This is a genomic window from Bradyrhizobium sp. I71, from assembly GCF_022354745.1.
GTDB classification, from domain to species: Bacteria; Pseudomonadota; Alphaproteobacteria; order Rhizobiales; family Xanthobacteraceae; genus Bradyrhizobium; species Bradyrhizobium liaoningense.
Genome location: NZ_CP059398.1, coordinates 1109707 through 1123616 on the forward strand (window position 1 = coordinate 1109707; position 13910 = coordinate 1123616).

The 13910-nt window shown below is 65.9% G+C and carries 11 protein-coding genes; 3 read left to right on the forward strand and 8 right to left on the reverse strand.

What is annotated here, in order from left to right; all coding sequences use genetic code 11:
• Nucleotides 1-85: 85 nt before the first annotated feature.
• Together FJV43_RS05525 and FJV43_RS05530 are read right to left on the reverse strand one after the other, a co-directional pair.
• A complete protein-coding gene (locus FJV43_RS05525) occupies nucleotides 86-1498 on the reverse strand; it encodes a mannose-1-phosphate guanylyltransferase/mannose-6-phosphate isomerase (RefSeq protein ID WP_239625212.1) in 1413 nt (470 codons plus the stop codon).
• Between the two features lie 7 nt (nucleotides 1499-1505).
• The gene (locus FJV43_RS05530) at nucleotides 1506-2495 is read right to left on the reverse strand and encodes an SDR family NAD(P)-dependent oxidoreductase (protein WP_239625214.1); all 990 of its coding nucleotides are present in this window, start codon (nucleotides 2493-2495) and stop codon (nucleotides 1506-1508) included.
• Nucleotides 2496-2693: 198 nt separating this feature from the next.
• Between FJV43_RS05530 and FJV43_RS05535 the strand changes: the two genes are divergently transcribed.
• Together FJV43_RS05535 and FJV43_RS05540 are read left to right on the forward strand one after the other, a co-directional pair.
• Nucleotides 2694-3653, forward strand: coding sequence for a lysylphosphatidylglycerol synthase transmembrane domain-containing protein (locus tag FJV43_RS05535; RefSeq protein WP_239625216.1), 960 nt, complete (start codon nucleotides 2694-2696; stop codon nucleotides 3651-3653).
• Complete coding sequence (locus FJV43_RS05540; RefSeq protein ID WP_239625218.1) at nucleotides 3650-4669, forward strand: glycosyltransferase family 4 protein; 1020 nt, start codon at nucleotides 3650-3652, stop codon at nucleotides 4667-4669. Before FJV43_RS05535 ends, FJV43_RS05540 begins: the two co-directional genes overlap by 4 nt.
• On the opposite strand, the gene FJV43_RS05545 is transcribed toward FJV43_RS05540, so the two are convergent.
• The 5 genes from FJV43_RS05545 to rfaD all read right to left on the reverse strand — a co-directional run bounded on the left by FJV43_RS05545 (nucleotide 4657) and on the right by rfaD (nucleotide 11405).
• On the reverse strand, nucleotides 4657-5604 hold the full coding sequence (locus tag FJV43_RS05545; protein WP_239625220.1) for an NAD-dependent epimerase/dehydratase family protein: 948 nt from the start codon (nucleotides 5602-5604) through the stop codon (nucleotides 4657-4659). The two genes, FJV43_RS05540 and FJV43_RS05545, sit on opposite strands and share 13 nt — an antisense overlap.
• Nucleotides 5605-5647: 43 nt before the next feature.
• Nucleotides 5648-7561 (reverse strand): nucleoside-diphosphate sugar epimerase/dehydratase, encoded by a 1914-nt coding sequence (locus FJV43_RS05550; protein WP_239625222.1) that lies wholly within the window; start codon nucleotides 7559-7561, stop codon nucleotides 5648-5650.
• 84 nt (nucleotides 7562-7645) lie between these two features.
• Nucleotides 7646-8932, reverse strand: a complete 1287-nt coding sequence (locus tag FJV43_RS05555) for an O-antigen ligase family protein (RefSeq protein WP_239625224.1) — start codon at nucleotides 8930-8932, stop codon at nucleotides 7646-7648.
• Nucleotides 8929-10413, reverse strand: a complete 1485-nt coding sequence (gene rfaE1, locus FJV43_RS05560) for a D-glycero-beta-D-manno-heptose-7-phosphate kinase (RefSeq protein WP_239625225.1) — start codon at nucleotides 10411-10413, stop codon at nucleotides 8929-8931. Before rfaE1 ends, FJV43_RS05555 begins: the two co-directional genes overlap by 4 nt.
• Before the next feature lie 11 nt (nucleotides 10414-10424).
• On the reverse strand, nucleotides 10425-11405 hold the full coding sequence (gene rfaD / locus FJV43_RS05565) for an ADP-glyceromanno-heptose 6-epimerase (protein WP_239625227.1): 981 nt from the start codon (nucleotides 11403-11405) through the stop codon (nucleotides 10425-10427).
• 162 nt (nucleotides 11406-11567) lie between these two features.
• Here rfaD and waaF point away from each other — a divergent pair, with 162 nt between their 5' ends.
• On the forward strand, nucleotides 11568-12638 hold the full coding sequence (gene waaF, locus FJV43_RS05570) for a lipopolysaccharide heptosyltransferase II (RefSeq protein WP_239625229.1): 1071 nt from the start codon (nucleotides 11568-11570) through the stop codon (nucleotides 12636-12638).
• A 178-nt stretch (nucleotides 12639-12816) separates the two neighbouring features.
• Here waaF and FJV43_RS05575 read toward each other — a convergent pair whose 3' ends face one another.
• Nucleotides 12817-13854 (reverse strand): glycosyltransferase family 4 protein, encoded by a 1038-nt coding sequence (locus tag FJV43_RS05575; RefSeq protein WP_239625230.1) that lies wholly within the window; start codon nucleotides 13852-13854, stop codon nucleotides 12817-12819.
• Nucleotides 13855-13910: the final 56 nt, after the last annotated feature.

The following is a 13910-nucleotide window of genomic DNA, read 5'->3' on the forward strand; positions in this document are numbered from 1 at the left end:
CGGACACGATTTGATTCAAAAAGTTACACGTTCCCCGGGCCTTAAGCCGCAAAAGGCCCGGGTCGCGTGATTCGGAGCTTGCTGGTTACGACCTTTGATAGTCGTCTTCAATCCGGATGATGTCGTCTTCCCCGAGATAAGAGCCGGTCTGGACCTCGATCAGCTCCAGCTGGATCTTGCCGGGGTTCTCCATCCGGTGCACGGCGCCCATCGGGATGTAGATCGACTCGTTCTCATGCACCGTCTTCACGGTCTCGTTGACGGTGACCTGGGCCGTGCCCCGCACCACGATCCAGTGCTCGGCGCGATGATGGTGCTTCTGCAGCGACAGGCGCCCACCCGGCTTCACCACGATGCGCTTGACCTGGTGGCGCTCGCCATTGTCGACGGACTGATAGCTGCCCCAGGGCCGGTGCACCTTCAGATGCTCCTCGGTGACCTTGGGCGCGACCGCCTTCAGCTTGGTCACCAGGCGCTTCAGGCCGTTGGCATCCTTCTGGCGCGAGACCAGGATCGCGTCGGCGGTGGCGACCACGACGAGATCGTCGACGCCTTCGAGCGCGACCAGCGCGGAATCGGTGGTGACGTTGCAGTTGCGGGAGTCCTCGAACACGGCGGTGCCATGCGCCGCGTTGCCTTGCGCGTCCTTCTCGGACAGCTCCCACACAGCGAGCCAGGAGCCGACGTCGGACCAGCCGCACGACACCGGCACGACGGCGGCGCGCGAGGTCTTCTCCATCACCGCATAGTCGATCGAGATCGCCTTCGCCGCGCCGAACGCCTCGGGCTCCAGCGTGACGAAGCCGAGATCGCGGCCGGCATTGTTGACGGCGCTGGTGACGGCCTCGACGCTTCCCGCATCGACCCTGCGATATTCGTCGAGCAGCACGCTGGCCGGGAACATGAAGTTGCCGCTGTTCCAGAGATAGCCCGAATTGACGTAGTCGGACGCCTTCACCGCGTCCGGCTTCTCGACGAAGCGCGCAACCGCATGCACTTCGCCGGAAATCACCTCACCCGGATTGATGTAGCCGTATTCGGTCGCCGGCCGCTCCGGCTTGACGCCGAAGGTGACGATGCGCCCGGCGCGCGCGGCGGTGAGGCCCTCGCGGCAGGCCGCGACGAAGGCGGCATTGTCCTGCACCACGTGGTCGGCGGCGAGCGCGAGCACGATCGCTTCACTGTCGCGGTTCTGCGCGAACACCGCGCCCGCCGCGATCGCGGGGCCGGAATCGCGCCGCATCGGCTCGAGGATCACGTCCGCCTCGATGCCGATCTCGGCGAGCTGCTCCAGCACCATGAAGCGATAGGCCGCATTGGTGATGACGATCGGGCGATCGAACAGCGAGGGATCGGACACGCGCAGCAGCGTGTCCTGGAATGTCGAGCGCGTGCCGAACAGCGGCAGGAACTGCTTGGGGCGAACCTCGCGCGAAGCGGGCCACAGCCGCGTGCCGGCACCGCCGCACATGATCAGGGGGATTATGCGTTTGTCCATCGTGATCTCAAACCTTGAAGTAGTCGCGATACCAGGTGACGAAATTATGGACCCCATGCTCGATCGGCGTTGACGGTGCAAAGCCGGTGTCGCGCATCAGATCCTCGACATCCGCGAACGTTTCCCGCACATCTCCCGGCTGCATCGGCAGCAATTCTTTGATCGCCGTCCGGCCCAGCTCCCGCTCCAGAAGACCGACGACGTGCATCAGTTCCTCCGGATGGTGGTTGCCGACATTGTAGAGCTTAAACGGCGCATTTGCGGCAGCCGGATCGTCCGCGGGCACAAGATCGATCAGCTTCGATACGACGCGGGTCACATCATCGATATAGGTGAAGTCGCGGCGCATCTCGCCATGGTTGAACAGCCGGATCGGCTTGCCCGCCATGATGGCGTTCGCGAACAGAAACACGGCCATGTCGGGCCGGCCCCACGGGCCGTAAATGGTGAAGAAGCGCAGCCCCGTGACCGGCAGGCGGTAGAGATGGCTGTAGGACTGCGCCATCACCTCGTTCGCCTTCTTGGTCGCGGCATAGAAGCTCACGGGATGATCGGTGCGGTCCGCAACCGCAAATGGCAATTTTGTGTTGGCGCCGTAAACGGAGGATGACGAGGCGTAGACGAGATGACGACAGCCGTTGTTGCGGCAGCCCTCCAGCACGTTGAGAAAGCCCAGGAGATTGGAATCGGCATAGGCGTGCGGCTGCTCGATCGAGTAGCGCACGCCGGCTTGCGCCGCCAGATGCACGACTTTGGCAAAACGATGTTGGGCAAACAGCGCCGCCATCGCCTCGCGGTCGGCGAGGTCGGTCTCGACGAAGGAGAAGCGGGAATCGTCCCTGAGCAGCGCCAGGCGCGCTTTCTTCAGCGCCGGATCGTAATAGCTGTTGAGATTGTCGAGCCCGACGACGGGACGTCCTTCGCCCAGGAGCTGCCGGGCGACGTGAAAGCCGATGAATCCGGCGGCACCCGTGACCAAAATCGCCTGATCCGTCATCCTGTTCCCTGGGGATCCCCTAGCCCGGTCCTGTTTAGCCGCCAGCTCGATCGGGTCGCAATAGGCTCGCCGCTGCCCTCACAACACCCCAACGACGGCTATTGCAAGATCGGCGCCAAGACCATACCAAAGCGGCCGAATTCGGCGCCTCGCGTCGGGTTGCCTCAAATCTTCGCAAACCCTGTCCATGCGGGCGAGATGCGCCGAATCCTGTTGTCGACGGCCAAGATCATGATTTCCGCAGCGCTGCTCTATCTCGCGCTGCGCAAGGTCGACCTGTCCGAGTTGTTTTCGCGCTTCACCGTCACCAGCCTGTTCTGGATCGGCGTCGCGATCGCGGTCGCGTTCCTGCAGATCTTCGTCGGCGTGCTGCGCTGGCGCCAGATCAGCGCCGTCTGCGGCGCGCCGCTCGAGCTCAGCCGCGCCATGCGCTACAACGTGATCGGCTCGTTCTTCAACCAGACCCTGCCGTCGGCGATCGGCGGCGATGCGGTCCGGCTGTGGCTGGTCGCGCGCGCCGGCGCCGGCTGGCGTGCGGCGACCTACTCGATCTTCGTCGACCGCGCGATCGGTTTGATCGCGCTCGCGGTTCTCATCGTCGCCAGCCTGCCCTGGAGCTACACCCTCATCACCGATCCGCACGGGCGCTCGGCGCTGCTGCTCGTCGACCTCCTGGCGCTCGCCGGCGGCGTCGGCTTTCTGATTTTCGGCGCACTGAAATGGCCCTGGCTGAAGACCTGGTGGGCCACGCATCACATTCACGCCTGCGCGGTGATCGCCAATCGGGTGATCTTCAGCCGCCCCCGCGGGCCGATCGTCGCAATGCTGTCGGTCCTCGTTCACGTGCTGGCCGTCGTCATCGCCTGGTGCGTCGTGCAGTCGATTGCGGCCCCGGTTCGCTTCAGCGACGTCTTTCTGCTGGTACCGCCGGTGATGCTGATCACGATGATGCCGATCTCGATCGCCGGCTGGGGCGTGCGCGAAGCCACGATGAGCCTTGCGTTCGGCTTCGCGGGACTTGCCGCCAACGAGGGTGTCAACGTCTCGCTGCTGTTCGGCGCCGTGTACTTCATCGTCGGCGCCGTCGGCGGCCTGGTCTGGATCCTCAGCGCGGAGAAGGCCGCGCAAGGGTCGGCCCCGATCGGAGTGCCGGAGTGAGCTCGACCACCGAAGCGCTCGCCGGCGCGCCCGTGCTGCTTGCCGTTGCGATCGCCGCGCTGATCTCGGCGCTCGTCACCTGGACCAGCCGTCCCCTGCTCCAGCGCTACGCACTGGCGCGACCGAACGCGCGGTCCTCACATCGCATCCCGACCCCGCAGGGCGCGGGCATCGCGGTGATCGCCGCGACCCTGATCGTCGCCTCGCTCTGGGGAGCCTCGGCCAATGTCGCGATCCCGCCGGCGCTGGTCGCTGCGACGGTCGTGATCGCGCTGGTCGGCTTCGCCGACGACATCGTGTCGCTGCCCGTGCTCGTGCGGCTGGTGCTGCAGGCGGCCTGCGTCGGCGCAGTGGTGTTCACCGCGCCGGAGACCGCGCGCATCGTGCCGGCGCTGCCGCTTCCTCTGGAGCGCGGCCTCATCGTCCTTGCCGGAGTCTGGTTCGTGAACCTCGTCAACTTCATGGACGGGCTCGACCTGATGACCGTGGCGGAAGTCGTGCCGGTCACCGCGGCGCTGCTGCTGCTCGGATGGGTCGGGGATCTCTCGTGGCCGGCCGTGCTGATCGCCGCCGCGCTGTGCGGCGCCATGCTCGGCTTTGCGCCGTTCAACCGTCCGGTCGCAAGGGTCTTCCTGGGCGATGTCGGCAGCCTGCCGATCGGCCTCTTGCTCGGCTGGTGCCTGCTGGAGCTCGCCTTCCGGGGGCAGACGGTCGCAGCCCTGCTGTTGCCCGCCTATTATCTTGCGGATTCCACCATCACGCTGTTCCGGCGCATCATCAGGCGCGAACCGTTCTGGTCGGCACACCGCACGCACTTTTATCAGCGTGCAACCGACAACGGGTTCACGGTGAAGCGGGTGGTCGGCGAGGTATTCGCGCTCAATCTCGTGCTGGCATTGCTCGCCATCGTCACCATTCGCGCCGGTTCGACGACGATCACGATCGTCTCCCTGTTCGCTGGCGCGGGCGCGGTCGGATTCGTGCTGCGCCGTTTCTCCCGGCCTCAGGGCTCCTGATCCGAGACCGCCAGGCGCAAGCCCTCCTCGAGGGTGACCTGCGGCTGCCAGCCGGTTGCGATCGCCTTCGAAATGTCGAGCTCGAGCGAGCCGATCAGGCCGTCATGCATATCCTGCCGGCCCATCATGCGGAGGACCGCGCCGAGCAGCTCTGGCGGCATGCGGAACAGCCGGACGCTCTTGCCGGAGGCTCGCGCCAGACATGCGACGAATTCAGGCGTCGACACGCTCTCCCGGTCGGCCACCAGGAAGATCTCGAAATTGCCCCCCGGGTCGGGATGGCCGAGCCGGTGCAGGATGAACGACGACAGGTTCTGCACCGAGAGAAAGTTGCGGCGATTGCGGATCGCCGCGAACGGCAGCGGCAGCCCCAGCCTGACCGCGCGCGCCAGCAGCGGGAAATTGCCCCTGGCGTGCGCGCCGTAGATCAGCGGCGGCCTGATCACCGAGATCTTCATGTCGACGTCGCGGGCCAGCGTGCTCAAGCCCGCCTCGGCCGCGGCCTTGGATGTGCCGTAGAGGCCACGCGGCGTCGGCAAATCGCTCTCGCTGAACGGCGCGCAGCCGTCATTGCTGCGGCCGTGCACCAGAACGGTGCTGATGAAGATGAAATGACGCACGCCGGCCGTTGCTGCGTAGCGTGCCAGGCGCAGCGTGCCCTCGACATTGACCTTGCGGTAGAGTTCGGCCGCGTGCTCGTCGTTCTTGTAATGCACGCGTGCGGCGAGATGGATGACGGCGTCGACGCCTTCAAGCGCCGCCTGCCAATCGGTTTCGGGGCCGATCGAGTCGATCACGACCTCGTCGTCCGCCCCTCCCGAGCTGCGCACCGCGCGGCGGACCGACCAGCCCTCGCGTGTCAATGCGCGCACGATGTGACGACCGACGAAGCCACTCGCTCCCGTTACCAGCGCGACCGGCTTTGTCTCGCTCATCGTTGCTCCGACAGAACAGCGCGCAACCCATCGACCGGCATGGTCAGGCCGCCGTCGACCCGAATTCAGGGACCGCATCCTTCAGGATGGTCCTGATGGTGGCGCGATCGTCGCGGGCGATCGCCTGCTCCAGCGCTGCAATCCACTTGCGCAGCGTCTGCATCGGCGGCTCGTTCGGCTGCGCGGCCATGATGCCGGGAACACCGATCTCGCGGGTCGGCTCCTCGGAGGCGAACAGGATCTCGTGCAGTCGCTCGCCCGGCCGCATGCCGGTGAACACGATCTCGATGTCGTAGCCCGGCTGCAGTCCGGAAAGGCGGATCATGCGCTCGGCGAGATCGACGATCTTTACCGGCTGGCCCATGTTGAGCACGTAGACCGAGACGTCAGGGCGCTGCGTTCCGAGCGCGTGCGTGGCCGCGGTGATGACGAGATCGCAGGCCTCGCGGATGGTCATGAAGTAGCGGACCATGTCGGGATGCGTCACCGTCACCGGGCCGCCGGCCTCGATCTGCGCCTTGAACTTCGGCACCACCGAGCCGTTCGAGGCCAGCACGTTGCCGAACCGGACCGAGATCAGCCGCATCGGCGGCTTGGCGGCGCCGCTGCCTGCGGCGAGCTCGTGATCGAGCGCCTGACAGTACATCTCCGCAAAGCGCTTGGTCAGGCCGAGCATCGACACCGGCTCGATCGCCTTGTCGGTCGAGATCATCACCATCGCCCCGGCGCCGGCCGCCACGGCGGCATCCGCAACGTTGATCGAGCCGAAGATATTGGTCTTGACGCCTTCGCTCCAGTCGCGTTCGAGGATCGGAACGTGCTTGAGCGCCGCGGCGTGGAACACGATGTCCGGCCTGAACTCCGCCATCAGGCGCATGATGCGCTCGCGGTCGCGAATGTCGGCGATCCGCCCTTCGATCTGGGCTGCCGCCCCCCGCGCGGCGAGCGCTTCCGTGATCGCGTAGAGCGCCGGCTCGGAGTTTTCCGCGATCAGGAGCCGCGCGGCGCCGAAGGCGACGACGCGCTCGCAGATTTCTGCGCCAATCGAGCCGCCGCCGCCGGTCACGATGACGGCCTTGCCCCTGATCAGCGCTTCCAGGCGCCCATAGTCGATCGTCTCGCTCGGCCGCAGCAGGAGGTCCTCGACCGCGACCGCGGTGAGCCGCGGCGTGTCGCCGCTCTCCAGCGAAGGCATGCGGTTGACGATCACTCCCAGCTTGCGCGCCCGCATCAGGATCGATTCGGGGTGTGCTTCCGGCTCGAATGCCGACGGTGTCATGATGAGGCGCGCGATCGCCTTGTTGCGCTTGGCGAAGTCCGCGATGACGTCCTCGACGTCGTCGATGCCGCCCAGCACCGGCAGGTTGCGGATGAACTGGCCGCGATCCGCCATCGAGGGCGACAATACGCCGACGGGCCAAATGTGCTTGATGGCCCCGCTCTCGATGCCGCGCAGCAGCACCTCCGCGTCCGCGGCGCGGCCGATCAGCAGCGTCGGGGCGGCATCGTTGCCCTTCGCGTGACGCCGCACCCGCGTATAGCGGAAGTAGCGATAGGCCATGCGCAGCGCGCTGAGGAAGGCGATCTCTAGGAACCAGTAGAGAACGATCGTCACCTTGCCGAGGAAAAAGGCGCCGCGGACGTTGGGAGCGACGAAGATGTAGTCGAGCACGAGCAGGGCGACGGTGAGCACGGTCGCCGCGCGGATGATGTTCAGCGCATCCGGCAGCGAGATGAAGCGCCACTTCGTCGTGGTCAGGTTCAAGACGAAGAACACGACCACGCTGAAGGCGAGAAAATAGGGCAGGATCTGGAACAGCAGCGGCAAGCGCTCGAAGAAGTCTTCGCCACCCTCGAATCGCAGATAGAAGGCGGCAAAAAGCGCGGCCGTGGTCGCCAGCAGGTCGTGGAGCGCGATCAGGAAATTGCGCGAGGTAAGATGCGAAAGACGCGTCATCCGCCGACCGATAAAAACCCAGTTAGATGCAACCTGATCGCGCTGATACCCCATCTGGACAAGACTTGCCAGCCGCGCGACCGCTCAGGAACCAGCTTCCCTCATCTTCGCCTCGGCCTGTTGTGCCCGGATCACCATGCCGCCGGCAACGCCGACGCCGATGACGTACATCCAACCCTCGTGGAAGTCGAACAGATGCGAGTTGAACAGCGAGGTGAAGACGTTCTGCACCACGACCAGGAGCCCGATCCAATTGGCAAGCCCGTCGCCGCGAAACAGCAGCAGATGCAGGATCCAGATCGTGTAGAGAACGGCGACGCCGATCAAACCCCATTGCACGGCAACATTCAACGTCTGATTGTGGGGGTTGCCGATCACTTCGGCTGACGCCTTGTGCTGACCGCCGGGCGTCGCGACGCGCTCGAACAATCCGCGCGTCGAGCCCGTGCCGTGTCCTGCGATCGGCGCCTCCGCGAGGAAGCCGAGCGACTTTCGCCAGAATTCGAGCCGCAGGCCCAGCGAGGTCGGCTCGCCCCTCTCCATATAGCGCGTGTAGTCGTCCGTAAACCTCTCGGCAGTATGGCGCAAATGCGGCGATACCTGCCAGGCGAGAAAGGCGACGGCGAGCAGCGCGGCGGCGACGATCGCAATGCTGCGCCACCTGAGGTGAAGGAGCGCGAACACGCCGAACATGATCGGAATGGTGACGAGCGCGGTGCGCGACACCACCACGAAGGCCATGTTGACGAAAAAGCTGAGCGCAAGCGCCGTGAGCAGGGCGGCGAACCAATATCGCTTCTCCCGCAGCAGCATCACGATCGGATAGGCGAGCGCGACCGCGCAGAGCGTGAATTCCTGGCTCTGGTCGATGTAGTTCTTGACGAAGATGCCGCGCTCGGGCGGATCGGTCTTGAGCGCAAGATCGGGATAGAATGCGACCAGCCACGACATCACCGACAACAGGGCGCAGGACACCAGGAAGGCGACGAAGACCCACCAGCCGCGCGGCGAGCGCTCGAAATGATAGAGCAGGACCGGCAGCACGAGCAGCTTGACGGTCGGATTGACCGCATACAAGCGTGCGCCCCAGGCCGCATCCGACCACAGCGTCCCGACCAGCGCGAGCAGCACCAGCGCGATCGGCGCCACACAGATCGGACGCTTCAGCGATTGCAGGAAGGCGCGGACGTCGAGGAACGGCACCATGCAGAGCAGCATCAGCGCGTTGAATATCCCCGCAAGCGACGTCGACCAGGGCAGCGAGGCGGCGGTCAGGATCGCGAACAGGTCGACCGTCTCGCGCCAGGCCGCCGGACTGCGCAGGCGCCGCCGCAACATCTGGCCGGGAGTCTCTCCGGCAAGCGCCGTCACTTGCCGCCTCCCCGGGCGCGATGAACCAGCGCCGTCGTGCTGAAGCCCTGGAGGATGTCGACCAGCACGACCGTTCCGCCCGCAGCCTCGACCACCTCGTGGCCGACGACCTGCTCGCGGGTGTAGTCGCCGCCCTTCACCAGCACGCCGGGCTTGATCCTGGTGATCAGGTCGATCGGCGTGTCCTCCGCGAAGATGACGACGAGATCGACGGCCTCCAATGCTGCGAGCACCTCGGCGCGCGCGCGCTCGTCCTGCACCGGACGATCGGCGCCCTTCAGCCGCCGCACCGAGGCGTCGCTGTTGAGCCCCACGATCAGGCGATCACAGGCGGCGCGCGCCGCGGTCAGCACCTTGACGTGACCGGGATGGAGGATGTCGAAACAGCCGTTGGTGAAGCCGACGCGCTGGCCCTGCCTCTTCCATTCGACGAGCTGGGCATCGAGCGCAGCCGGATCGAGCACGATCTTCTCCTCGGCCGCGAGAGTGGCATGCGGCAGGATCTTTCGGCGCAGCTCGGCCGCGCTCACGCTGGCGGTGCCCTGCTTGCCGACGGCGACGGCGGCGGCGGCATTGGCCACGCGCAGCGCCGTATCCCAGTCCGCGCCGGCCGCAAGCGATACTGCGAGCGCGGCGGCGACGGTGTCACCGGCGCCGGAGACGTCGCGTACCTTCACCGGGAAGGCCGGAACGTGCACGGCCCCGCCATTGCGCGGCACCAGCGTCATGCCGTGCTCACCCTGCGTGACCAGGATCGCCTCGCAATCGGCGAGCCGCATCACGTCCTCGCTGGCCTCGACGATGCTCTGCACCGTCTCGGCACGGCTGCGGGTCGCCTCCGAGAATTCCTTGCGATTGGGCGTAAGCAGCGTGGCACCGCGATAGATCGCCCAGTTCAGGCTCTTGGGATCGACCACCACGGGCTTGCCGAGCTTTCGCGCGGCGTCGATGGTGTGGCGGATCACGCGCGCGGTCAGCACGCCCTTGGCGTAGTCGGACAGCAGCACGATGTCGGCGCGCGCGATCTGCGGCAGGATCGCGTCGATCAGTTTGGTTTCGATGTCATCGGAAGCAGGCGCCGCCTGCTCCCAATCCGCGCGCAGCATGTGCGTGGAAAAATGCTCGGAGACGAAGCGGGCTTTTCGCGTGGTCGGCCGGGAGGGATCGCACACCAGCACGCTCTCGATACCGGCTTGCTCACCCAGCGCCGATGCCAGCCGCCTGCCCGCATCGTCCTCGCCGACGAGGCCGACGAAGATGCAGCGCGCGCCGAGCGACGCGACATTGCGCGCGACATTGCCGGCGCCGCCGATGTGAATCTCGCTGCGCTGGGCGGCGATGACCGGCGTCGGCGCTTCCGGCGAGATCCGCGACACCTCGCCATAGACGAACTCGTCCAGCATGATGTCGCCGATGCACAGCACCGTGCGGCCTGAGATCGTTTGCGCGAGGGCGTCGAAATCGAGAATGGGGGTCGCCATGATCAAAGGCCTCAGCGGAAGCGGTCGGGCCGGTCGAGATAATCCCCGACATAGGCCTTGACCGCGTCCTCGAGCGTCGTGAAGCCGCCGTTATAGCCGGCGCGGCAGAGGCGATCGACCTCGCTCTGGGTGAAGTATTGATAGCTGTTGCGGATGCTCTCGGGCATGTCGATGTATTCGATGTTGGGCCTGGTGCCGAGCGCGGCGTAGGCAGCCAGCATCAGATCCTTGAAGCTGCGCGCCTTGCCGGTGCCGACGTTGAACAGGCCGGACACCGACGGCGTCGCCAGCAGCCACATGACCACGCGCACGACGTCGTCGACATAGATGAAGTCGCGGCGCTGGTCGCCGTCTTCGATGCCCTCGCGATGCGACTTGAACAGCTGCACGACGCGGCCCGCCTTGACGTCGTCGAAGCGCCGCGCCAGCACGCTCATCATCGAGCCCTTGTGGTATTCGTTGGGGCCGAACACGTTGAAGAATTTCAGCCCGGCCCATTGCGGCGGCAGCGGATCGCCGTTCGCCACGCGCCCGGCGACCGCGAGATCGAACATGTGCTTGCTCCAGCCGTAGAGATTCATCGGCCGCAATTTTTTCAGTGCCGGTAGCGAGGCGTCGTCGCCAAAGCCGGCTTCGCCGTCGCCATAGGTCGCCGCCGAGGATGCATAGATGAACGGCACCGCGTTCATCGTGCACCAGTCCAGCAGGCGCATCGACAGGCGGAAATTGGTCTCGAACACGAGGTCGCCGTCGGTCGCGGTGGTCGCGGAGATCGCCCCGAGATGGATCATGGCGTCGAGCTTGCGGCCCTCAAGCCAGTCGGGCAGCTCGGCCGGGGGAACGATATCCACAAGCTGCCGCTTGGCGAGGTTGCGCCACTTGCCCTCGGTGCCGAGCAGGTCGCAGACCACGACGTCGCTGCGGCCGGCCTGGTTCAGCGCGGCCACGACATTCGATCCGATAAAACCGGCCCCGCCGGTCACCAGCAACATTCCAACTACCTGCCCGATTTTCTTAGTGCCCGGTCCTGCCGTAGCGCATGATCCGCCAAAGTGTAAGCGGTTTTGGGATCGTCGCTTCTGCCGGCTTTACCTGCCGGCCGGGAGCGGCTACCGAACCGCCAACATCAGCACGTCGTCGGTCCTCATTAACGAATGAATATTGATTCGCAATTTGTTGGAGATGCAGACCGGAGCGACACTCGCCCGATCCTGATCATTCCCTACATGTGGATCGGCGATTTCGTGCGGAATCATACCGTCGTGCGGGTCCTGAAGGAGCGCTGGCCGAACCGGCCGGTCGATCTCCTGACCACGTCGCTGTGCGCCCCGCTGATCGATTACATGCCCGGCGTGCGCGCTGGCATCGTCTGGGACCTGCCGCGGAGCCAGCTCGCAATGGGCCGCCAGTTCGGTCTGGCAAAGCTCTTTCGAAAACGGAACTACGGTACCGCCCTGGTGCTGCCCCGGACCTGGAAGGCGGCGATCGCGCCGGCGCTGGCCGGTATTCCTGAACGGGTCGGCTTCGTCGGCGAGTTTCGGTTCGGCCTGATCAACCGCTGGCGCTGGGGCGAGAAGAGACTGCCCCGCTTCATCGACAAGAACGCCGCCCTGGCCCAGCCCGACGGCGCACCCCTGCCTCCGGAATGGCCGGTGCCGCAACTGCGAGTCCCGGCCGAGGAGATCGTCCGCTGGCGCGAGGCCAATCGCCTCGGCGCCGGAGCCGCCGTGGCGCTCGCCCCGGGCTCGGTCGGGGTCTCAAAACGCTGGACCTACTATCCCGAGGCCGCCCGCCTCCTGGTCGAGCGTGGCCTGGAGGTCTGGGTGGTCGGCGGCCCCGCCGAAAAGGGCCTGGCCCAGGAGATCGTTGCCGCGGGCGGCAAGGGGGTCCGGGACCTCACCGGCAACGATCTGCGCAACGGCGTCCTCGCCATGGCCGCGGCCGGCGTCGCCATCTCCAACGATTCCGGCCTGATGCACGTCGCCGCCGCCCTGGACACGCCCACCATGGGCATCTTCGGCCCCACCAGCCCCTACCTCTGGGCCCCCCTCAACAGCCTTGCGGCAACGGTGGTGCAGGACAAGGAAATGCTGCCCTGCCAGCCCTGCCAGAGCACGATCTGCAAGATGAACGATCACCGCTGCATGCGGGACCTCGCGGCATCAGAGGTGGTGACGATCGCGCAGCGGGTGCTGCGGGAGGCGGGAGCAAGGGCAATGACGTGAGGCGATCGGGGCTGGCACCGACAATGGCATCATGCCGGTGTTTTGCCCGACAAGTCAAACCGGATTCGTAAAATCAGCATTCAATCGCCCCCACCGCCAAGCCATTGATTCTCCTAACCCCGGCTACTGTGCATGGGGTTGTTTTCGCGGTTTTTGTTTGCGACCGGCGAAAACCGCGTCAGAGCAGCGGCCGATAGACCTCGCCGATCCGCGCCGCTTCGGCATCGAGGCTGAACTTCTCGAGCACACGCCGGCGTCCCCGCTCGCCCATCGCCGTTGCAGCCGCCACATCGCGCATCAGCGGCTCCAGCGCCGCAGCGAGCGCGTCGGCATCACCCGCCGGGATCAGCACGCCGGTGACGCCATCCTCCACCACGAGTTCGGCCGCGCCGGCGCGTGACGCGACGAGCGCGCTGCCCGCCGCCATCGCCTCGATCAGCGTGAGGCCAAAACCCTCGTTGCGCGAGGTGAAGGCGTAGATCGTCAGCCGCTGATACCAGCGCTGCACCGCCTCGATCGGCAGCTCGCCTGTGATGACGATGCGCGATTGCAATTTGGCTGCTTCGATCCGCTTCTTCAGGTCATTGGCAAAGGGCGTCTGCTCGGCCGTAACCTGCCCGACGATGACGGCGGTAAAATCCGGATAGCGCGGCAAGAGGCGGCACATCGCATCGACGAACACGTCGGTGCCCTTCTGCGCCCGCACGCGGCCGAAGCAGCCGATGGCGTAGCGGCCCGGCAGCGCGGCTTCCGCGAACGCGCCAGCGCGATCGGTCGGCGGCGCATAGACGTCGGTGTCGACACCGTGCGGAATCACCGTCGCCTTCACCTTCAGGAACGAGGCCGAGACGTCGCTCGTTGCGATGATCGCGTCCATGCGCCGGATCAGCCAGCGCGTGATCCAGCTGTGATGCCGCTGCGCCGCCGAGGTGAACACCAGTTTCAGCGGCCAGCCGAGCGCGCGCAACGCGACGCCTGCCATCATCTCGTTGTTGCGGCGCGCATGCCAGATCACGGGCCGCTTGCGGCGCCACAACTTCAGAAAATCCGCAACGCTCAGCCGCGCGATCCCCTCCGGCGCGTCCGAGCCGAACCAGGCCGCGCGGCACAGTTTCGCCAGCCGCGGCGCCACCATCCGGTTGGTCGCGGTGACCCCGGAATAGCGCCTGTGCAGATTTGGCACGATCACGTCGAGATCGCCGGGGAAACTCGCCACGTCACACTCCATTTAGCAAAGTCCCTATACGCAACATTAAGCATAGTGACCAGTTC

What these genes read in the sequence shown, in the direction of transcription:
- FJV43_RS05525 (WP_239625212.1), bottom strand. Translation starts at nt 1,498, where the DNA reads ATGGACAAACGCATAATCCCCCTGATCATGTGCGGCGGTGCCGGCACG.
- FJV43_RS05530 (WP_239625214.1), bottom strand. Translation starts at nt 2,495, where the DNA reads ATGACGGATCAGGCGATTTTGGTCACGGGTGCCGCCGGATTCATCGGC.
- FJV43_RS05535 (WP_239625216.1), top strand. Translation starts at nt 2,694, where the DNA reads ATGCGCCGAATCCTGTTGTCGACGGCCAAGATCATGATTTCCGCAGCG.
- FJV43_RS05545 (WP_239625220.1), bottom strand. Translation starts at nt 5,604, where the DNA reads ATGAGCGAGACAAAGCCGGTCGCGCTGGTAACGGGAGCGAGTGGCTTC.
- FJV43_RS05550 (WP_239625222.1), bottom strand. Translation starts at nt 7,561, where the DNA reads ATGACGCGTCTTTCGCATCTTACCTCGCGCAATTTCCTGATCGCGCTC.
- rfaE1 (WP_239625225.1), bottom strand. Translation starts at nt 10,413, where the DNA reads ATGGCGACCCCCATTCTCGATTTCGACGCCCTCGCGCAAACGATCTCA.
- rfaD (WP_239625227.1), bottom strand. Translation starts at nt 11,405, where the DNA reads ATGTTGCTGGTGACCGGCGGGGCCGGTTTTATCGGATCGAATGTCGTG.
- waaF (WP_239625229.1), top strand. Translation starts at nt 11,568, where the DNA reads ATGAATATTGATTCGCAATTTGTTGGAGATGCAGACCGGAGCGACACT.